Source organism: Anaerosporomusa subterranea, from assembly GCF_001611555.1.
GTDB lineage: Bacteria > Bacillota > Negativicutes > Sporomusales > Acetonemataceae > Anaerosporomusa > Anaerosporomusa subterranea.
In genome coordinates, this window is the sequence record NZ_LSGP01000013.1 from 394,148 (window position 1) to 415,367 (window position 21,220).

The 21,220-nt window shown below is 43.3% G+C and carries 26 protein-coding genes; all 26 read right to left on the reverse strand.

All coding sequences use genetic code 11. The features are described 5' to 3' along the window. Positions 1-14: 14 nt before the first annotated feature. Positions 15-848: a phosphatidate cytidylyltransferase gene (locus AXX12_RS05495; protein ID WP_066239275.1), complete on the reverse strand. Its 834-nt coding sequence runs from the start codon at positions 846-848 to the stop codon at positions 15-17. A 7-nt stretch (positions 849-855) separates the two neighbouring features. Further along, complete coding sequence (locus AXX12_RS05500; RefSeq protein WP_066239278.1) at positions 856-1,626, reverse strand: isoprenyl transferase; 771 nt, start codon at positions 1,624-1,626, stop codon at positions 856-858. Positions 1,627-1,724: 98 nt separating this feature from the next. Beyond that, positions 1,725-1,892 (reverse strand): 4Fe-4S binding protein, encoded by a 168-nt coding sequence (locus tag AXX12_RS05505; RefSeq protein ID WP_066239280.1) that lies wholly within the window; start codon positions 1,890-1,892, stop codon positions 1,725-1,727. After that, on the reverse strand, positions 1,893-2,096 hold the full coding sequence (locus tag AXX12_RS05510; RefSeq protein ID WP_066239283.1) for a hypothetical protein: 204 nt from the start codon (positions 2,094-2,096) through the stop codon (positions 1,893-1,895). A gap of 1 nt (position 2,097) precedes the next feature. Next, positions 2,098-2,658: a ribosome recycling factor gene (gene frr / locus AXX12_RS05515; protein ID WP_461781727.1), complete on the reverse strand. Its 561-nt coding sequence runs from the start codon at positions 2,656-2,658 to the stop codon at positions 2,098-2,100. Next, entirely contained in the window at positions 2,648-3,388 is a 741-nt protein-coding gene (gene pyrH / locus AXX12_RS05520) for a UMP kinase (RefSeq protein ID WP_066239284.1), read from the reverse strand. The genes frr and pyrH overlap by 11 nt, the downstream gene beginning before the upstream one ends. Positions 3,389-3,510: 122 nt before the next feature. After that, on the reverse strand, positions 3,511-4,158 hold the full coding sequence (gene tsf / locus AXX12_RS05525) for a translation elongation factor Ts (RefSeq protein ID WP_066239287.1): 648 nt from the start codon (positions 4,156-4,158) through the stop codon (positions 3,511-3,513). 129 nt (positions 4,159-4,287) lie between these two features. Continuing rightward, the gene (gene rpsB, locus AXX12_RS05530; protein WP_066239290.1) at positions 4,288-4,998 is read right to left on the reverse strand and encodes a 30S ribosomal protein S2; all 711 of its coding nucleotides are present in this window, start codon (positions 4,996-4,998) and stop codon (positions 4,288-4,290) included. Positions 4,999-5,210: 212 nt separating this feature from the next. Further along, positions 5,211-5,705 carry a DUF6115 domain-containing protein gene (locus AXX12_RS05535; RefSeq protein WP_066239293.1) on the reverse strand — a complete coding sequence of 165 codons (495 nt, stop codon included), beginning with the start codon at positions 5,703-5,705 and terminating at the stop codon, positions 5,211-5,213. 12 nt (positions 5,706-5,717) lie between these two features. Further along, complete coding sequence (locus AXX12_RS05540; protein WP_066239296.1) at positions 5,718-6,053, reverse strand: hypothetical protein; 336 nt, start codon at positions 6,051-6,053, stop codon at positions 5,718-5,720. Positions 6,054-6,071: 18 nt separating this feature from the next. Further along, positions 6,072-7,688: a DUF342 domain-containing protein gene (locus tag AXX12_RS05545; protein WP_082816723.1), complete on the reverse strand. Its 1,617-nt coding sequence runs from the start codon at positions 7,686-7,688 to the stop codon at positions 6,072-6,074. Between the two features lie 21 nt (positions 7,689-7,709). Then, complete coding sequence (locus AXX12_RS05550) at positions 7,710-8,468, reverse strand: FliA/WhiG family RNA polymerase sigma factor (RefSeq protein WP_066239300.1); 759 nt, start codon at positions 8,466-8,468, stop codon at positions 7,710-7,712. Between the two features lie 26 nt (positions 8,469-8,494). Further along, on the reverse strand, positions 8,495-8,800 hold the full coding sequence (locus tag AXX12_RS05555) for a hypothetical protein (RefSeq protein ID WP_066239302.1): 306 nt from the start codon (positions 8,798-8,800) through the stop codon (positions 8,495-8,497). Between the two features lie 3 nt (positions 8,801-8,803). Beyond that, the gene (locus AXX12_RS05560; RefSeq protein WP_066240310.1) at positions 8,804-9,289 is read right to left on the reverse strand and encodes a chemotaxis protein CheD; all 486 of its coding nucleotides are present in this window, start codon (positions 9,287-9,289) and stop codon (positions 8,804-8,806) included. Continuing rightward, entirely contained in the window at positions 9,289-9,909 is a 621-nt protein-coding gene (locus AXX12_RS05565; protein ID WP_066239305.1) for a chemotaxis protein CheC, read from the reverse strand. The genes AXX12_RS05560 and AXX12_RS05565 overlap by 1 nt, the downstream gene beginning before the upstream one ends. A gap of 25 nt (positions 9,910-9,934) precedes the next feature. Beyond that, complete coding sequence (locus AXX12_RS19200) at positions 9,935-10,405, reverse strand: chemotaxis protein CheW (RefSeq protein ID WP_066239308.1); 471 nt, start codon at positions 10,403-10,405, stop codon at positions 9,935-9,937. A gap of 12 nt (positions 10,406-10,417) precedes the next feature. Then, positions 10,418-12,451, reverse strand: a complete 2,034-nt coding sequence (locus AXX12_RS05575; RefSeq protein ID WP_066239311.1) for a chemotaxis protein CheA — start codon at positions 12,449-12,451, stop codon at positions 10,418-10,420. A 1-nt stretch (position 12,452) separates the two neighbouring features. Continuing rightward, positions 12,453-13,511 (reverse strand): protein-glutamate methylesterase/protein-glutamine glutaminase, encoded by a 1,059-nt coding sequence (locus AXX12_RS05580; protein WP_066239314.1) that lies wholly within the window; start codon positions 13,509-13,511, stop codon positions 12,453-12,455. A gap of 22 nt (positions 13,512-13,533) precedes the next feature. Then, positions 13,534-14,187, reverse strand: coding sequence for a flagellar brake protein (locus AXX12_RS05585; RefSeq protein ID WP_066239317.1), 654 nt, complete (start codon positions 14,185-14,187; stop codon positions 13,534-13,536). An 18-nt stretch (positions 14,188-14,205) separates the two neighbouring features. Beyond that, positions 14,206-15,096, reverse strand: coding sequence for a MinD/ParA family protein (locus AXX12_RS05590; protein WP_066239320.1), 891 nt, complete (start codon positions 15,094-15,096; stop codon positions 14,206-14,208). Positions 15,097-15,098: 2 nt separating this feature from the next. Continuing rightward, positions 15,099-16,208, reverse strand: coding sequence for a flagellar biosynthesis protein FlhF (gene flhF, locus AXX12_RS05595; RefSeq protein ID WP_066239323.1), 1,110 nt, complete (start codon positions 16,206-16,208; stop codon positions 15,099-15,101). Next, the gene (gene flhA / locus AXX12_RS05600) at positions 16,209-18,272 is read right to left on the reverse strand and encodes a flagellar biosynthesis protein FlhA (RefSeq protein ID WP_066239326.1); all 2,064 of its coding nucleotides are present in this window, start codon (positions 18,270-18,272) and stop codon (positions 16,209-16,211) included. It abuts the gene before it with no gap. 21 nt (positions 18,273-18,293) lie between these two features. Then, positions 18,294-19,436 carry a flagellar biosynthesis protein FlhB gene (flhB, locus tag AXX12_RS05605; RefSeq protein WP_066239330.1) on the reverse strand — a complete coding sequence of 381 codons (1,143 nt, stop codon included), beginning with the start codon at positions 19,434-19,436 and terminating at the stop codon, positions 18,294-18,296. After that, on the reverse strand, positions 19,387-20,172 hold the full coding sequence (fliR, locus tag AXX12_RS05610; protein WP_066239333.1) for a flagellar biosynthetic protein FliR: 786 nt from the start codon (positions 20,170-20,172) through the stop codon (positions 19,387-19,389). Before fliR ends, flhB begins: the two co-directional genes overlap by 50 nt. A 12-nt stretch (positions 20,173-20,184) precedes the next feature. Beyond that, on the reverse strand, positions 20,185-20,454 hold the full coding sequence (gene fliQ, locus AXX12_RS05615) for a flagellar biosynthesis protein FliQ (RefSeq protein WP_066239336.1): 270 nt from the start codon (positions 20,452-20,454) through the stop codon (positions 20,185-20,187). A 10-nt stretch (positions 20,455-20,464) separates the two neighbouring features. Beyond that, positions 20,465-21,193 (reverse strand): flagellar type III secretion system pore protein FliP, encoded by a 729-nt coding sequence (gene fliP, locus AXX12_RS05620; protein ID WP_066240314.1) that lies wholly within the window; start codon positions 21,191-21,193, stop codon positions 20,465-20,467. Positions 21,194-21,220: the final 27 nt, after the last annotated feature.

Sequence of the window (21,220 nt, forward strand, 5' to 3'; positions counted from 1 at the left end):
CGCATTCTCCTTTGCTATTGCAGAATGATTAGACGTACATAATAGTAAATCACTGGTACGCTAAATAAGATGCTATCAAAGCGATCAAGCACTCCGCCATGTCCAGGAAGCAATGAACCAGAATCCTTAACGCAGCAAAAACGCTTCAACGCAGATTCAGCCAAATCGCCAATTGGTGAGACCAGCCCTACAAGCATGCCGGTCGCTATACGATGAACTATGGGAATAGCGGTAAAATGGCCAAATACTAAGACCGCCAACACGGCGCCAATCACCCCTCCAACAAATCCTTCCACCGATTTGTGAGGACTGATATTTGGGGCAAGCTTATGCCTACCAAGTGCGGTTCCGACAAAATAAGCGAAGGTATCACTGGCCCACGTGGCTAAAAAAGCAACCCAAAGATAAACTGTACCCAAACTCATGTTGGCAAAGTGAGTTTGGGTTATAACCATTGTACTGACTTCACGAAGCAAAATCAGATGCATAAACGAAAACCCTATATATATCACACCAAACAGGCTAAATGCAGCTGGCACGAAGGAGTGATTGTTGTTTTGCCATATGCGTAACGTTCGCAGCAATGTCCAAAGTAAAACAATCCATATTGCCATAATAATCTCTTCTGAATTTCCGCACCAGCCGCTCAACAAGAGCAATAGAGTCGACGCCGCACCGCCCAGCATACCAATCTCAATATTCTGTTTGCGCAGCATGAGTCCATATTCACGCCATGCCGCCAATGCAAGGGCAATAATTGCCGATGCGAATAGCCAGCCACCAAATTGGATGATATACACTGTGATGGGTATTCCCACTGCAGCTGTTAAAATACGCTGTAATAGCATATGGCACCTACTTTATTTTCAGTCCGCCAAATCTTCGGTCTCTCTGCTGAAAATCGTGCAGAGCTTGGAGAAAATATTCTGGCGTAAAATCAGGCCAATTGACATCAGTAAACCATAACTCAGCATACGCACTCTGCCAAAGCAGAAAGTTACTAATTCGAAAATCGCCGCTTGGCCGGATGAGCAAGTCTACATCTGGTAAATCTGCGGTGTAGAGGTGCTGTTGGATGCTATTTTCTGTAATCATTTCTACTGGTAGGTTGCCTGATTGCACATCGAGCGCGATTGCTTTCATGGCGCAAAGCATTTCTGCTCTGCCTCCATAATTGATGGCAGCATTAAAAACAAGTCCAGTGTTTTTTGCCGTTCGTGCTTGCGCATCTTGAAATTTTCGACAAAGAGTAGTTGATAAGTCCTGAATTTGGCCAATAAAGCGAATCTGTACATTATTTTCGTCCAACTCGTCAATATCGGCAGTTAGATATGTGGAAAATAAGTCCATCAATAAATTGACTTCTTCTGCCGGACGCTTCCAGTTTTCTGTAGAGAATGCATATACGGTCAGTACTTCAAGCTCCAAATTGCTAGCGGTACGCACAATCTTGCGGAGAGACTCGACTCCAGCGCGATGTCCAAATACCCTAGGCATCCCCTTTGCTTTTGCCCAACGGCCATTTCCGTCCATGATAATCGCTGTATGGCGGGGGAGCTTGTCTTTATCTAGTTGGTTATCAGCAATAACATATTGTTCTGTTTTGCCAAACCATTTTTTCCACATGTTAAAACCTCCGCGATGTCGCAAGAAACTGTCCTCTAAATCGAAGCCCCCTCTGGCGAGGGGGCTTCGATTAGAAGGAACCTTACCATCATGACAGATTAAGGTGCCTCAATAGCGGCGACAGGGCAGACAGCGGCGCAAGCGCCACACTCAACACATTCATCGGAAATAACATAGATTGGGTTACCCTCACTGATAGCTCCCACTGGGCAAGTGGCCGCGCAGGTGCCACAGGCAACACAGGTATCGTTAATCTTATAAGCCATTCAAAACACCTCCTTTCCCATTTTGGCAGCAGCCAAAAGACAAAAAGAGCCATCAGCCTGTTGACGCTGCCTTACTACATACCACGACAATTCATCGACTACAAATGATCGACTATATGGGCGAGTAAACTCGACAGAATACTGAACACCCAAATCATTTAATCGTCTTTTTGCTTCTTCTAGCTGAATGGCAACTAAATCCATCTTATACTTCCATTATCTCTTTTTCTTTAGCTGTCATGACTTGGTCAATTTCTTTAATGTACTTATCAGTTACTTTCTGAATGTCTTCTTGTGCTTTCTTGGCCTCATCTTCTGAGACTAACTTATCTTTTTCCATTTTTTTAAACGCATCGTTAGCATCACGGCGCAGATTGCGGATTGCAACCCTAGAATCCTCTGCTTTTTTATGTACGACTTTTACCAATTCAGTACGACGTTGCTGCGTTAATTGAGGAATGATAAGCCTAATGACCGATCCATCGCTCGTTGGCGTTAATCCCAGGTCAGACTTCATAATCGCTTTTTCAATCAAACTTAACAGCTTCTTCTCCCAGGGTTGAATCACAATCATACGGGGCTCAGGCACGGAAATATTTCCAACTTGGTTGACTGGAGTTGGTGTGCCATAATAATCCACAGTAATTTTGTCAAGTAATGCTGGGGTTGCTCTACCAGCCCTTAACGTCGAATAGTCTTTACGCAACATGTCAAGAGCCTTCTGCATTCGTTCCTCATGTGAAGACATAATTTCCTTAACTATCACGTTTCGTCCCTCCCACGATAGTTCCTATGTCATGCCCTAAGACTGCCTTCAAAATATTTCCTGGTTCATCAATGCTGAATACAATGATTGGTATTTTGTTATCCATACACAGGCTAGTCGCCGTAGAATCCATGACTCCCAACCCGCGTTGCAAGACTTCCTTATGTTCTAATTCTTTAAACATCTTTGCGTCCGGATTATTTCGCGGATCAGAGTCGTATACTCCATCTGCATTGCGCTTGGCCATTAGAATGATATCAGCTTCAATTTCAGCAGCTCGCAAAGCTGCGGTTGTATCTGTTGAAAAATAAGGATTGCCAGTGCCTGCGGCAAAAATAACAACCCGTCCCTTTTCCAAGTGTCGTATTGCTCTACGACGAATATACGGTTCAGCAACCTGACGCATTTCAATAGCGGTTTGCACTCGCGTATCCACGCCGCATTCCTCAAGAGCGTCCTGTAGTGCCAGCGAATTCATCACTGTTGCTAACATCCCCATATAGTCAGCGGTCGCACGATCCATGCCTTTAGCGCTTCCTGCCAATCCGCGCCAAATATTGCCGCCGCCAACAACAATACCAATCTCTAGACCCTCAGTTTGTGATTTAATATCTTTAATCTGGTGAGCTATTGACTCGACAACTTCGGGATCGATACCAAAACCTTTATCTCCAGCAAGCGCCTCGCCACTCAATTTCAAAATGATTCGTTTATATTTGCAGGGTACCAAGCGACAACCCCCTTATTAATGACCATTTCTACAACAATGCGTCAAATACCTGTATTCTAATTGCCGAAAATAAAATCTCACCTATTGGCAAAAAGAGAACACATCGGTGTTCTCTTTCTAGGTTATTTGTTCACAGCAGCCATAACTTCAGCAGCAAAATCAGATGATTTCTTTTCTATTCCTTCGCCAACATGATAACGACTAAAGCGACGAATCGAAATCTTTTCACCAATCTTGGAGATATATTCATTAATAACACTAGTGATAGTTTTATCCGGATCTTTGATAAATGGTTGTTCCATCAAACAATTTTCCTTGTAAAACTTTTCAATCCGTCCCACAATCATCTTGTCGACGATATTGGCAGGTTTTCCTTCATTAAGTGCTTGTGCGCGTAAAACTTCTCTTTCATGCTCGACGATTTCCGCGGGGACCTCTTCACGGCGTACATAGCCAGGGTTTGCAGCTGCAATTTGCATGGCTATGTCACGTGCCAGTGCGTGGAAAGTATCGGTTTTAGCAACAAAATCGGTTTCACAGTTTAATTCAAGGAGGACACCGATGCGCCCGCCACCATGAATATATGCCTCAATTATTCCTTCAGCGGCAACACGGCTACTTTTTTTGGCAGCTGCAGCCAAGCCTTTCTCGCGAAGGTGATCAATCGATTTTTCCATATCGCCCTGCATTTCGGTCAATGCCTTTTTGCAATCCATCATGCCGGCCCCGGTACGCTCGCGCAATTCTTTAACCATTTCAGCCGTAATCATATGTATTGAATCCTCCTGTCATCATATGTCATGAATCATGTAATTTTTAAGTTTTGAGGCCGCCGACGGTTCGTCCCACGATGCATCGAGGCAACAATTCGCCGGGCGGCCTCACCATTTTATCTGTTACTATTCCCCAGCTGCAGCATTCATTTGCTCGCCTTGACGTCCTTCGAGAACAGCGTCAGCCATTTTGCCTGTCAGAAGCTTGACAGCGCGAATAGCATCATCATTACCCGGAATAATTACGTCGACTTCATCAGGATCACAGTTAGTATCAACAATGGCAACAATGGGAATACCCAGGTTGCGTGCTTCGGCAACAGCAATTCGCTCTTTGCGGGGATCAATGACAAACAGGGCGCCTGGTAGCTTCCGCATATTTTTAATGCCGCCTAGGAACTTTTGCAGACGTTCCATTTCGTGGCGAAGAGTGATAACTTCTTTTTTCGGTAGAACTTCAAACATGCCCTTGGTTTCCATATCTTCAAGCGCACACAAACGACTAATACGTTTCTGGATAGTTTGGAAATTGGTAAGCATTCCGCCCAACCAGCGCTCGTTAACATAGTACATATCACAACGAGTGGCTTCATCTTTTACCGCTTCTTGTGCTTGCTTTTTGGTGCCAACAAAAAGAATCGTCCGGCCCTCGCCAGCGATTTGGCGAACAAAATTATAAGCATCTTCAACCTTTTTTACGGTCTTCTGCAGATCGATAATGTAGATTCCGTTGCGCTCTGTAAAAATATAGGGCGCCATTTTCGGGTTCCACCGACGAGTTTGATGACCGAAGTGTACACCAGCTTCTAAAAGCTGTTTCATGGATATTACTGACAAAATAAAGCACCTCCTGTTTTTCCTCCGCATTACTCATCTGTTGCTTTCTCCGGTAACCCCCGGCACAGACCGCAAAATCATAATGCGTGTGTATTTTACACCGTATGATAGTATACCACAGCCAGCACGAGATCTCAAGGGCATTAAAAAAAATCATAGGATTATTTCAATACAATTTATATTCACAGAAATACAATGGTAGTATTTTCAATTTATCCATTTTTATTCAGTTCAAGAACTAGCATAACTTCCCCTTTTCCCATAGAGGTAGCTTTGGCAATTTCGATAACAGTATATCCTTGACGGTGCATCAACATGACTTGTTGACGTTTATCTTGGGCAACCTCCTGTAACTTGTCTGCAATTTGCGCCGGTTGTGACTGCGGAATCGATGTCGATAGAGGAGAGTCACTTGTGTATGGTACTGAAGCGGGAGCCGAGGGAATGCCTTTCTGTTCTGCCTCACGCAACCGGTTTTCGAGTGTTATTATCTTGGCATCAGCTTCTTCTAACATATATTCAAGTTGGGCCATCTGATTCTCTAACTTTTTGACTGCTTGATCAGCTGTGACTTCCATTTGAGTGCGAAATTCATCTGCCATTGTAGCAATATTAATAGAAAACATCTTCAACAGCATTTGGCGTTTATATACAAAAATAAATACAGTTACCAACAGTAAAACGACTAGTAGTATCCCGGTTGGCACAACCATCACCTCTTAGGTTTTTATGTCAATTGTATGCCCAAGCGAAGTATCTGGAAACGCCTGAGGTGCGTGAGGCAGTTGGACTCTATCGTCTTTACGCTGTGCTTGTTCTTTCGTCCTACCCTGGTCCCGGCGTTTGTCTTGCGCCTCTTTCTTTTCTTTAATTTTTCCGCCTTCTGATTGATTAATTGTTTGGACTTGCTGTTGGCGATCCTGCGATATTTTTTGCCACTGAGATGCAAAATCATGTTGCTGCGATGCAGTCTGCTGGTTAGCGGTATGTTGTATTTTACTGACCTCAGTTGCGTGCGGAATTAATACCTGCAGGTCAATTGACCGGATGTTCATGGTGATCCCGCCTGTTCATTAATTGTAGGTGCTAGTTTTCAATTCCCCATCATCTACATAGAAAGTTACGAAGCGAAGCGTTTCACGCACAGACTTGACATTAGTACCCACGACAATTTTTACACCAGGATATACTCCTTCAGCAATACGAATACGTCCTTGCCGAATTTGATCAAGATCTGCTTCAATCTGTATAATGCGATTGCGCATAGTCTCAGCTTGTCCTGCGAGTTGAAACTGCGCTTTTGTCAACTTAAGCAACAATTCTCGCTTTTCGTTAGTCAAAGAGCCTTGATCTACAGAGCGCATGACTTGTAAAGATTTTTGTGTTTGATCGAGAGTGTTTTCTACTTTGTGTATGTCTTTACGTAAATTATGGTATTCTTCACGCAGAGCAGGATTAACCCCTACCTCTAACTCGGTTACGATCGCAAGTTGTGTGCCAGCGACCTTGGACCGAATTTCTTCACCTGCAGTAATTTGTCCGCCGACAATGCCACGGCGGCCTTCTACAACCACTTTATGTTTTGCATTTACGCGACTATGCAAAATCACATCACTGACGTATACATCTCCGTCAGCGAATACGTTTGAATTTTCGATAAATTTGGCATATACATTCTGACTGGCCTTTACGTGGCCGCGGTGCATTCCTTGAATCCCCATGCGAATGGTAATATTTCTTCCTTCAACGATCCCGCCGCTAACTGTTCCCTGGACTTCGATGTCGCCTCCAGCCTTAATAGAAAAACCAGGCTGAACAGACCCCTTTACAGTCACATTGCCAGTAAATTCAATATTTCCACTTGAAAAATCGATATCGCCATTAATAACAATCACAGGAACAACGTGAACTTTATTATTAATAAACATGACCTGGCCGGATATGCCAGCGATTATTTTTCCTTCAACTGCGATAACATTCTTACCGATTGGCAATGGAAGATCGCGTCCCGGCTTTGGTTGAATAGAGTTTCCTAAGACGTCAATGCCCGGTTTGCCTGGAACAGCCGGTATTTTTTCAGCTAAGATGTCGCCTTCGCTGACAGTTGTGAATAAATTGATATTTTTATAGTCAACGCTTCCATTCTCATTTTCAGCTGGCTTGGAATTCTTATCCAAATTAAATGTATACACAATCTGAGCATCTTGGCCATCTTTCGGATGCTGACCAGTTGCTACAGATAATTTTGGCCCTGGTTGTTGACAAACACGTTTGATGCTCTCCTGATTCACCCCATAACGAATACCAGCGGCTTCTAACTTAACCATGACTTCGTCTACGGTCGCTAGTCGAGAGTTGGTTGACGCAGAGATAATAACAAAAGCTTCCATTCTGTCACGTTCAACAAGAACTTGAATATCTGGCTCTTTCAGTTGCGCCTGTGGGGCAATAATTCTTACAGGTGATCCAGTGGCCTCTTTCACAGTCTTAAGGATCAACGGATATTGATAGTTTGTTATTTCCTTTACCCTTAAAGCCTCGACGACCTCCGGTTCAGTAACCGGCTTGGCTCCCGCCACAGGGGGATATACGGTCAGGAAGGTCCCATTGTTATCAGTACTGATGACAATGCGTTGGTCTGCTGATTCGCTTTTGTCTATATTAAATCCACCTAAACCGTTTTTATCCATGCCCCGCTCCTCCAATCAAGTTCATATTAGGCTGGACTGAATGCGCGTCAATGCCCCCCTAAGACGAAGAATTGCTTTTGTATGCAATTGAGAAATACGTGCTTCAGTAAGCTTCAGCACAAGGCTGATTTCTTTCAGTGTAAGCCCATCATAATAATATAAAGAAACAATAATTCGCTCCTTTTCCGGCAATGCATCAATTGCTTCAGCTAAGGTGGTTTTTACAGCTTCATCCTCAACATATTGTAATGGGCTGATCGTACTATTGGTCAAAGACTCGTCTTTGATAAACTCATCTAGTGGAATGATTGCGGCGGCATTAAGCTGCGCAAGCATGCTATATAATTGGTCGAGGCTGATCTCAAGTGTTTTTGCAACTTCCTCATCAGTTGCAGAGCGGCCTAACTGGGCCTCTAATGTCGCAAGTGTTTGTTCGTATTTCTTTGCCTTCTGTCTAACACTAATTGGCGCCCAATCCTGAGCTCGCAGAGAATCAAGAATCGAACCACGGATGCGAGATACAGCGTAGGTTTCAAACTTAATGTTTCGAAGTGGATCGAATCGCTCAATGGCATCAAGCAGGCCAAAGAAACCGTTACTGACCAAATCATCCTTGTCAATATGCATTGGCAGCCCGACTGCGATACGTCCGGCCACTAATTTAACAAGTGATAAATAATTCGCGATTAATTTTTCTCTGATTTCAGGTCGCCTTTGCCGATGGTATTCTAACCAAAGATCGGCGATTTCCGTCGCCTGAAGACCAGTACGTTCTATCATGAGCCCAACCTCCAAGCGCCTACGGATCACGACCTATCTATGCGTTCAAAGTTATTAGGCGTAAACGGATCGAAGTTTCCAGAATCCTTAGCTGGCTCGCTTGCCGCATCGAAATGCTGTCCTTTTGTGTCTTCAGGCGGCAAAGAGGGGAGACGTCGTTCTAGCCAAATACCCACCACATAACCAATTATAGAAAAGAACATGACAGATATCGTTATTCTCTGCAACAGACTTAACCAGGGTATCTGTGACGAAATACCAGCTAGTAAAGTAAAAATTAGTGCAGTTGTGGCTGTAATCAGCGTTAATAGATGTGTTAACGTCATCTTCATTACTTACAATTCCTTTTCTCCTTTATCAATCGTTTTGATACGGAAACCACCACTATCAAGCTTTAATTCTACTGTTCGACCGTAATTCCCTCCAGTATCATCAGCAATAATTGAAATATCTAATGCTTTTAACACTATCCGCACAGACTCAGCATTACGCTCACCAATGCGCATGATATCTGTTAAATTTGAGAACGTAAACATTTGCGCTCCGCCTGCAATTTTGGCTCGTAACCGCATCTTGCTCGCACCCAATTTAATCATATCATTAACCATTAGCGGAATGGCTGTATCCGCGAATTTAGCTGGATTTTCCGATGAGCGCGCCTGTTTACTGTCAGGCAACATAATATGAGCCAAACCGCCAACTTTTGTTGCAGGATCATAAATAGCGATTCCAATGCAAGAGCCAAGTCCATAGGTAATAAGACTTGCAGGAGCGCGACCCACTTTATAGTCTGCCATACCGACCTTAATCAGTTCTGACATCATTCCTTCACCCCTATTGCCGTTAAGATGACGTTGAGTGAGCCGGGGTCAGGAATTAGAAAAAAGTGGCCTTTTACTCCACCGCCTGCTGAAGTGAATTCTGTTTCAATGACTAGAGCGTGATCACCCATTTGGCCAATCTGGATTAGAATAATACTGAGAATAGCCCCAGCCATATCTACTGCCAAGGCAGGAATCGAAGGTAGCAGAGTAAACTTAGTAAAATACGAGAGTGCATTCAAATATGCGCCAGATAGAATGTTGCCTATCTCCATTAGGGCAGATTCATCCAGGGAATTTAGCGCCTGAGTATGCCCTTTTTCACGCCCCATAAGCATGTCCACTAGAGAAAAAGCACTTTCGCGAGGGAGCAGAAACAAGATGCTGCCTGGTGCAGGACCAAAAACGCGAAAATATACACCAGCTACCATCGCATCCGGTCCACCGACAACGTCCGGGACATCTCCTAGTGGCATAATAGTTACTCTTGGAACAGTCATATCAATTTGACGGTTGATAATTTGTGAAAGAGCTGTTGCCGCATTACCAGCCCCCACATTTCCAACTTCCCGTAAGGCATCAATTTGCATTTCTGAAAGTTTAAGTATTTCCTCTGACATATAGTCCACCTCTTTTTATAACTAATCAGAGTGATGCCACTTTTTCTTCCTGGCCGCCGATAATAATGGTGTCAAGGTTAAGCAGAATAAGTAATCTGTTGTCCAATTTTCCGACTCCACTGATAAAGCTCGAGCCATTGACTCCGGCGACAGATTGCGAAGACTCAATTTGCTCAGTCCCCATTGCTGTTACTTCAGAGACTCCATCGACAATTAATCCTACTGCCATATCATGTAAATTCACGATAATAATTCGGGTATTGTCAGTATATTCGCCATTAGGAAGCCCAAGTCGTTTTTTTAGATCCAACACAGGTAAAACACTGCCTCGTAGATTTATTACTCCCTTAATATAATCTGGTGTATGAGGCACCCGAGTAATATCTGTCATACGCTTGATTTCTTGGACTTGAAGGATACTTATCCCATATTCCTCTTTATCTAACTTAAATACAACTAATTGTGATTCTTCTCCAGCATATGCTGCTTGTTCCATCGTCTTCACCTCCTATTGCATTAAAGCGCCAACATCGAGAATTAAAGCCACTTGGCCATCGCCAAGAATCGTGGCACCGGCAATCGATTTGATGCCAGCAAGCAATTTCCCCAAAGATTTAATGACAATTTCCTGTTGCCCAATAAGCGTGTCCACAATAATACCGGCACGATGATCACCCATATGTACAACGACCACAAATAGTTCTTGTTGCTCACTTTGAATACCAGGAACTGAAAGGATATTTGCCAGACGCACAATAGGAATAATCTGGCCTCTTAATAAAATTACTTCTTGATTTTGAACTGTTTTAATATCGCTCGGTTGGATATTAATCGTGCTGTCAATAGATCCTAGTGGAATTGCATACTTCTCTTCACCAACTGCCACCAGTAAGGCCTGTATAATCGCTAAGGTCAGAGGCAAACGAATTTTAAAACGGCTTCCTTGGTTTTGTTTAGTCTCAACCTCTACCGTACCGCCAAGAGACTCGATCTTTGTTTTAACTGCATCCATTCCAACGCCGCGCCCAGAGATGTCGGTTACGATGTCAGCAGTAGAAAATCCAGGCAAGAACACCATGCGGACAGCTTCTGCATTGTCCATTTTTTCGGCATCGGCCTGACTGATGAGTCCTTTCTCAACTGCTTTGCGCCGAATGACCTCTGGATTAATTCCACTTCCATCATCTTCAACTGCAATAACGACATGATTGCCCTCATGACGGGCAATCAATCGCACTTCGCCAATTGGATTTTTTCCACTTTGGCGGCGAAGCAATGGTTCCTCAATGCCGTGGTCAATGGCATTACGCAATAGATGAACAAGTGGATCACCTATTTCATCGATGACAGTCCTATCCAATTCAGTCTCTTCACCTTGAATCACCAAATTTATTTCTTTTGATAACTCATGCGATAAGTCACGAACCATTCGGGGAAAACGATTGAATACCTGTCCAACAGGAACCATTCGGACTTTCATGACAACTGCTTGCAGATCGGTTGTCACTCTATCCATCTGCTCAATGGTTTCAACTAAATCAGAGAGTTTATGCGTGATTCCAATCTGTTCCAACCGAGTTTTGTTTATAACCAATTCACCGACTAGATTGAGCAGGCTGTCGAGCTTATCAATATCAACGCGAACTGATTGGCCACCTTTGATTTTTTTATCTTGCTGTGTAGTGGTATTTGCCTGAGGCTTTTCTGAAGCAGTTACTGGCAAACTGTTTATTTGTTGAACATTGCCAGTCTCCGGATGTGCAATCATATCCAGACATGGTAGTAGTACGACTGTTTCAATTTCTGATATAGACTGAACTGTCTGGGAAATCTTCTCAGGGTCAGCGTCACTCAAAAGGATGACTTGAAATTCATATTCAAACTGTTCTTTTTCTAGATCCTCAGTGGATGGTACGCTTTTTATAACCTCACCCAACTCTTCCAAGGCTCGCATAACCATATAGGCGCGCGCCGATTTCAATAGGCAGGTCTTTTTTAATATGACCTGTACTTCAAAAGCCTGGTATCCTTTATGCTCTGCCGCTTTTATGACATAGAGTTCAGACTCGCTCAGGTGAGTACAAGCTACTGGTTCGGTTGGAGAGTCGGTTGTACTAGGTTCCGAGGACTTGACTGGTATGACATGCGAAGGTTTTTCACCTTTAGCCAAACTGCTTAGTTGACTAACTAATGCGTGAATATCTGGAGCTTGGCCTGTATTATTTGCTACGCTCTCTACTTGTTGTTCCAGCATGTCAATACAGTTAAACAGAGTGTCAATAATATCATGATCTGCCGTAAGTTGAGATTTCCGCAGCATGTCGAGAATATTCTCCATCTCGTGCGTGAGCTCAGCGATTGGAGCAAAGCCCATCGTTGCAGACATGCCTTTGATGGTGTGAGCACTGCGGAAGATTTCATCAAGTAGGCCTAAGTTCTGAGGATCATTTTCTAAATCCAACAAACAGCGATTCAAGGCCTGTAGATGCTCTTTGGATTCTTCAAGAAACATGCCCATATATTGATCCATATCGATACTCATATTAAACACCTCCCGTTTTGCTTTGCGTTTTTTTAACAATTTCTGCTGCTATATCGTGAAGGGGCATTACCACATCAACAACACCTAGTTCAATTGCTGATTTTGGCATACCGTTGACCACGGTCGTAGATGCATGTTCCGCTATGGTGATGCCATTTTGCCGTTTTATCTGCTGCATACCCTTGGCCCCGTCGTGTCCCATGCCAGTTAGCAGCACACCAATCGCCCCTGCGCCATAAATCTTGGCAACTGATTCCATCATTGGATCAACAGCAGGACGATGTCCGCCAATAGGGGGTTCTTTGCCAAGAACAATAATAGTTTGGGCACCACTACGAGCTAATGTCATATGAGAGTCTCCTGGTGCGATTAACACCAAACCTGGACGGATTATGTCATTTGTCTCAGCCTCTTTCACTTCCAATGCGGACAAACTATTCAATCTGTCAGCTAAGGACTTCGTGAAACCAGGTGGCATATGCTGAACAATCACAATGCCACAGCCGAGATTACCAGGAAGACGAGTTAGAATTTCTTGTAATGCCCTTGGCCCTCCGGTTGAAGTACCAATAGCTATGATGCGTTCTGGCAATGCTGGAGAAATAACTGGAGAAGGATAAACAGGATTAGGCGCACGAACCGATCCCTTGTGGCAAAGTCTGCTAACATCTACACGGGCCGCAGCTCTACACTTATCAACAATTTCTTGACGTATTCCAGCAATATTTGATATTGGCCCAGCTATCTTTGCGATAAAGTCTACAGCCCCTGCATCTAAAGCTTGCAGGGTCGCTTCTGCCCCTGCGTGTGTTAGACTGCTAATCATGACGACCGGCAGAGGACACTCACGCATAATGGTTTCCAGCGCTTTGATACCATCAAGTATTGGCATTTCCACATCTAATGTGACTATATCTGGCTTTAGCTTTTTAACCTTATCGATCGCATCCTTGCCATTACGCGCAGTATCCAGAACACGAAAATCTGATTCGGCAGCAAAAACATCGCTTAAGAGTTTACGCATAAACGCTGAATCATCGACGATAAGAATTTTAATCATTTTTCTCACCTCGCTTTAGCTGCTAAAAACCTCGACGGTGACGTTCCAGTTGCTTTTGAAACACATATTTGATGATCTTGTTTCGTTGCCGCTCTTGCAATCCAACGTACTTCACACCTATCCAATAGACAGTTCGATCGGTCTGTGGTTGTTCGGAGCGTACTACCTGGCCGATTGTTTCAATTATCTCCTGGCCTGGAATTTCAAAAGTTATCAAAAGGTTAACACCGACAGGATAGGGCTGCAGCGAAATTAAACGAACTCCGCCACCGCTAATATCATTTATAGTCAGCTTAGCAGGCGGCAACTCCTCTTCTTGGTCAATAAGCGTAACTGTTGCTTGAAGTTTTGCATCAATGCGGACATACTCACGTTGTTGGATCTTAGTAATTTCAGTAGGCGGCGAAATAATCCAAACAGGCAATGGTGTCATTTGCTTTTCTATATAGTGACTGACGAATAGATACGGCGCTGAGTCTGTAATAACTTTGCCATAGACTGGTGATCCAACTGAAGCGTATACGGGGAAGCCTTTATCAAAAGGCATTGCTAGCACTAGATGATGGGAGTGAACTTCTTCAATTCGGCTACGATAATGTTTGCCACGAAGATTATGCGTTAAATAAATGTCGACTAACTGGTTAATTTTTATAACATTAGACGATTCGATTGTCATTCAGCCTCCTTCCTCAAGTTACCACAGCCGTAAGATTTTATCGAAGAATCCCTTAATACCGCGAGGGTGGGAAATGTTGTTTTCACCATAGAGCAAACGATTAGCGATTTTTTTAACACATCGGGCTGAGATAGAGTCAGGATAAGCCAGCAAGAACGGAGTCTGATTTTTAACCGATTTAACCACGTTTTGATCTTCATATACAAAGCCTAACTCATTTATCGTTTGACCAAGAAAACGCGTAGCAACCTTATTTAACTTGTCTACGACGCTTTGACCTTCATCGCGAGTAAGGACACGGTTCACTACTAGGTTTAGCGGTGACGAGCCCTTGTTGCTGACGTAGGCTTTCATCATCGCATAGGCGTCGGTGATTGCTGTCGGCTCTGGAGTTGTTATGATAATCACTTCATCCGCAGCCATTACAAAGTTCAAGACATTTTGATTTATGCCTGCACCAGTGTCAATAAGAATAATATCGGCCCAATTATCAAATTGTGTTATTTGGGAGGTAATTCGCTGCAATTGCATAGTGTTTAAGTTAGCCAGATGATATATGCCAGATCCACCTGTCATAAACTTGATTCCACAAGGCCCTTCGGCAACCACATCACGCAGCGTGTATTGATCCTCTAGCAAATTTAGAATACTATATTTGGCTGAACATCCAAGTACGACATCCACGTTAGCCATGCCTAGATCGGCATCAATTAGCAGCACTCGTTGATCTAATTCCGCCAGAGCTAAGGCTAAATTAACGGTAAAATTAGTTTTGCCAACGCCACCTTTGCCGCTAGTAACGGTGATAACACGCGCATTTGAGCCACTGCTGTTCTTAATAATTCGACTTCTGGGTATTTCACGAGTGGTTTGCACAATTTGACGAAGTTTTTCTGCTTGATCGTGCATGGCTAATTCCTCGAAAGCAGATTTGCAAGTTTTTGTGGATCAGCAATTTCGATATCATCTGGTACGTTTTGTCCTGTCGTGATATAAGACAGGGACATTGGAAAACGATACAGCAGGTTAATGATAGTTCCGATATTTGCTGCCTCATCAACCTTAGTAAACAGAAATTTGGTCGGTGAACACTCGGAGAAACGGTTAACCACTTCGAGCGCTTCCCTATACTTGGTGGTCGTACTCATAACCAGATGAACCTGCATAGACGGTTCCACAGCGAGCAAAGTCTGCAGTTCCTGAAGTTGCTGCTGGTTTTTCGGACTACGGCCTGCCGTATCAACCAAGATGAGATCTTTATCACGATGACGGGCGATTGCTTCTCTTAACTCTTGGGGCGTATACACGATATCCAGTGGAACGCCAATTATGTCACCATATGTTTTCAATTGTTCCAGAGCGGCAATGCGATAAGTGTCAGCAGTAATTAATGCAACGCGTCGTCCCTCCTTAAGAGAGAAATTCGCTGCTAATTTCGCGATTGTAGTTGTTTTGCCGACACCAGTAGGACCAATAAACGCAGCGATTTGGCAAGAAGCATTGTGTGGACTGATAATTTCGACCCGTTTAAGGCGACCACTGATCCGGTCTCTAAGTAACTCTTTCATAATTACTAATCGCGATTCGTCCATGATTTCAGGCAATCCTTGGGTTAGTACTCGGGCCACATCAGGCTCAACGTCATTGCTAATCAATAGGTCGACTAAGGGAGAAGCTGTAGGTGCAGTTCCTGGCAGAGCAGTAACCACATGTTCCATCAATTTTTGCAGATTTGAGACATCTTGGCGTAAAGCAAGGATTCCATGATCTTCATGAGGCGAAAAAGATTTAGCAGGTGGTGGAGTATTTGGATAGTATGATGGATTTGGCTGTTGAACAGCTACTTTCGCTATATTGTCAATGGCAGCCATCACTTCAAACTGTTCTTTTGCAAAAAAGCCAAAGAGTCCTCCTTTTTTCAACCTGCGAGTTTGCAGTATAACGGCGTCCCGTCCTAAATCGGTTTTGACTTGATTAATCGCATCTTGCATGGTATTAGCACAAAACACTTTGACTTTCATTTATATTTTCACCATCCCTAATGCCTGCACCTCTATTTTGGGTTCAATTTCTCCATATGACAAAACGGTTAAGTTAGGTGCGACTCTCTCCGTTAGCTTCCGGAAATAAAGTCTTACGGCAGGACTCGTCAATACTAATGGTTGGTAGCCTAGATTAGTTAGTTTGGAAAGTTCACCTGAAAGACTGTTAATAAAGGCCTGCATCATTTTCGGCTCAAGTGCCACGTATGATCCCTGTTCACTACGCTGAACAGCGGCGGTGATGGTGCTTTCTAATTGTGGATCAACGGTAATGCAGGTAAGTACATTGTTAAGAATGTACTGCTTTGAAATTTGTCTGGCTAAAGCATGGCGTACATATTCTGTTAGTATCTCGTGATCTTTGGTCAAAGGTGCATAGTCGGCAAGTGTTTCTAAAATGGTCACCATGTCACGAATGGAAACCCGCTCACGCAAGAGATTTGCCAGCACTTTTTGAATATCTCCGATGCTAGCCGTGTTAGGGATCAATTCCTCCACAACAGCCGGGTAATTCTGTTTAACCGTATCAACGAGAGTTTGTACTTCCTGACGACCAAGTATCTCATGCGCGTATGATTTCACGACCTCTGTCAAGTGAGTAGTTAGGACAGATACAGGGTCGACAACTGTATAACCAGCCAACTCTGCACTTTCTCGGGCTGAGTCAGGCACCCATTTAGCAGGAAGACCAAATGCAGGTTCAACTGTTTCAATACCACTAATTTCTTCGTAAGCGCCTCCAGAGTTCATTGCCAAGTAATGATCAGGCATAAGTTCGCCTCTGGAAATTTCCACACCTTTAATTTTGATGACATAGACATTGGGTTTCAATTGAATATTGTCTCGAATGCGGATAGTTGGAACAATCAATCCAAGCTCAAGCGCACACTGCCGTCGGATCATGACGACGCGATCTAGCAAGTCGCCGCCCTGTCCAGCATCAACTAGTGGGATTAAGCTATAACCAATCTCAAGCTCCATTGGATCAACCTGCAACAAGTTTAAGACATTTTCCGGTTTGCGAACATCTTCGATCTCTCGCTCTTCCTGGCGGCTAATCTCTGTTTCCGCACTATCTTTCTGTGCGGTAAAGAGGATATAGGCAATCCCAAGCACAACAAACGCCAAAATTAAGAAGGGAATTGCAGGAAGTCCTGGAACCATAGCCAGAAAGACCAGCACGCTGCCTGTGATGGCAAAGACTCGATGATTTGTTAGTAGCTGGGTTGTAATATCATGCCCTAGGTTTGCGTCAGACGCCGCCCTGGTTACGACAATACCAGTGGCAGTCGAAATCAAAAGTGCTGGAATTTGGTTCACCAATCCCTCACCAACAGTGAGCAGTGTATAGTTCTGCAATGCCTGAGTAATAGACATGTTGCGGTCGATCATACCAATAGCAAAGCCGCCGACGATGTTGATAATAATAATAATAATGGCGGCGATGGCATCCCCTTTGACGAATTTACTAGCACCATCCATAGCACCATAAAAGTCGGCTTCTCGTTGTATCTTTCTGCGTCGTTCTCTTGCATCAGTATCTCCGATAAGGCCTGCATTAAGATCCGCATCAATGCTCATCTGTTTACCGGGCATTGCATCCAGAGTGAAACGGGCTGCAACTTCGGCGACCCTTTCCGCGCCTTTGGTGATAACGATAAATTGAATAATAATTAAAATGACAAAGACGATGAAACCGACAATTGCATTACCGCCGACAACAAAGTTTCCAAATGCGGTAATGACTTCACCCGCATATCCTTCAAGCAATATCAATCTTGTCGAAGATACATTAAGCGCTAGCCGGAATAAGGTAGTCATCAGCAATAAAGACGGAAAAACGGAAAATTGCAGTGGTTCAACATTATAGATGGCAACCATAACGATAACTAAGGATAGAGTGATATTCAACGCTAAAAAAATGTCTAGAATTACTGGTGGCAGAGGAATAATCATCATCACCACAATGGTAATGACAGCGAGGGCAACCAGTATGTCGCTGTGACGCATTACAACGGAAAACGGAGATCTTTGTGCAGCCACTGATTTTCGCTCCTTTTATGACTAAGACAACTTTTTATTGAGACGGTAAACATATGCCAACACTTCAGCGACCGCTTGATATAGATGTGGTGGAATGACATCCCCTATTTCTGCGTTGCTGTAGAGAGAACGCGCCAAGAACTTGTTTTCGACTATAGCAACTTTATGGGCTCGGGCAACTTCTTTGATCTTAGCTGCGATAAAATCTTGTCCTTTAGCAACAATAATCGGTGCAGCCATATCTTTCTGATATTTAAGGGCAACGGCAAAATGTGTTGGATTGGTGACAACAACAGAAGCAGTTGGGACCTCTTGCATCATCCTGCGCATTGCCATAGCCCGCTGGCGTTCTTTGATCTTGCCTTTTATCTGAGGATTACCTTCAGTCTGTTTGAATTCTTCTTTTACTTCTTGCTTACTCATTTTTAAGCTTTGATTATGTTCCCACCATTGATAAAAGTAGTCGAGAGCGGCAAGAACCAAAATTACACCACCGATCTGAAGTGCTAGATCAGTAGTTAGTCCAGCGATATACTGAAGTGAATCCACCAGTTCAACTCCAAGTAATTTGGGAATGAATAAAATTTCTCTGTTAATGAACCGATAGACGAAATAGCCAATAATGGCTATTTTAAATAGTGATTTAACTAATTCAACTAATGCACGTTTGGAAACCAGCCGTTGCAATCCGGTAAGCGGGTTGAGACGATCAAAATTTAGCAATAATGGTTCAAACGTTAACGTAAACCCTACCTGCATGAAATTGATGGCGATAGAAATTATTGTGATACTTAGCATGATTGGCATGGTCACTTGAAAAAAGATAAGTGAAATGTCAAGAAAGAGTGTAATGATTATCTGTATTGTCAAATCTTGTGTTGAAAACGTCGATAAACTGGAAAAAATATATTTCATAAAAGCTGTCAATGATGAGTAAATGTGAGGACCAAGCATTTTAAGAGCAAAGAACGCACTCAGAATGATAAACGCAGAATTAAGTTCAGCGCTCTTGGCTACCTGACCCTTTTGACGAGCTTCGGATTTTCGCTTAGCAGTCGCATCTTCCGTTTTCTCACCATTAAATCGCTGCAGATCAAAAACTAATCTGCCCGTTTTACCTGATGAACAAGGTAAAGATGCGGTAAATGTCGCGATACATTCCATGTAACCCAGCCTCCAAGAACAGCATAAAAAAGGGCAGAGTGACTGATAGGACAAAAATGCCGACAATTATCTTAGCCGGCACTCCAACGACAAATACATTCATTTGCGGCATAGTTCGTGCCAGAATACCCAAAGCAATATCTGTGATAATTACTGCAGCAAGGACGGGAATGGTAATTTGTACGGCAAATATGAATATCCCGCTGATCATGTCAACCATCACTTCTGCGATCAAACCGTTAAATACAATTCCAGTGATTGGAACGAGTTTAAAGCTATCGACAATAGCGGTTAAAAGAACATGATGGCCGTTGACTGTTAAAAACAGTATCAGTGCTAAAATATACTTAAAGTTGCCGATTAACGGTACCTGTTGACCCACTTGTGGATCAAATATATTGACAACTCCAAAACCAACTTGCATGTCAAGTAAACTTCCTGTCATCTGCACTGCGGAAAATACCAGTGAGCTGGCAAAGCCAATTATTAAGCCAAATAATAGCTCGCTACCAAGCAAAAATATGTAAGGGATCAAGGTTTGGGGAATTGTCGGTCCAGGCCCTGCTGCAAGAAGTGGTAGAACTGTTAGCGTTAAAAACAAAGATAAACCAGCTTTCATCGGTCCTGGAATATTTCGGCTGCCAAAGATTGGAGCAATAAGAAGCATGCCGCTAATACGTACAAAAATTAATAAGAATAAAGCGAGTTGGTATTGTAACAAAATTATTGCGTCCACATTTTCACCTTATCAGCGAACCATTTGCGGTAGAATTAGGAAAATATTACGAGTATAATCTACCAGCATACTGAGAATCCAAGGACCAAATAAAAGAATGGCAACAAAGATAGCGATAATCTTAGGAATAAAAACCAGTGTCTGCTCCTGTATTGATGTTGTTGCCTGAAATATACTAACAAGAATACCTACTAATAATCCCAGCCCTAACATAGGAGCGGATACTAGCATTACCATTAGTAAAGCATCGCGCCCTACTTGTACAGCAAAATCTCCTGACATAGTACCCTCCTTAGTTAAAACTCAATATGGCAGACCGTACTATTAAATGCCAGCCATCTACCAGAATGAACAGGAGAATCTTAAATGGCAGGGAGATCATAACAGGCGGCACCATCATCATGCCCATTGACATCAATGTACTTGCGACAACCATATCAATTACGATGAACGGTATATATATAAGGAAGCCTATTTGAAAAGCGGTCTTTAATTCACTAATAATAAATGCAGGAATGAGAGTTGTTGTTGGAACATCATCTCTGGATGCAGGACGATCCTTCTCTGAAAGATTAACAAAGAGCGCTATGTCATTCTCGCGAGTCTGTTTAAACATAAATTCGCGCATAGGCTTAAGAGCTTCTGTTAATGCAGCCTCTTGCGCAAGTGAACCAGCTAAATACGGTTGCAGCGCGTTTTGATTGACCTGTCCTAAATATGGCGACATAGTGAAAAACGTAAGAAATAAGGCCAAGCCGATTAGAACCTGATTGGGCGGCATTTGTTGAGTTGCGAGTGCACTTCGAACAAATGATAAAATGATAACAATACGAGTAAACGATGTCATCATAATTAACAAGGATGGTGCTAATGATAAAACCGTTAACGTAAGCAGTATTTGCAAGCTAAGAGCTACATCTTTCGGTTCGGTGGCAGACTCTACGCCGATGTTGATCATTGGCGCCGGAACGAGCGGCGCTGCATTGACAGCCGGAGTAGAAAGAATCAATATAGCTGCCATAAGTGGCAACAGCCAAGTCGATCGGAT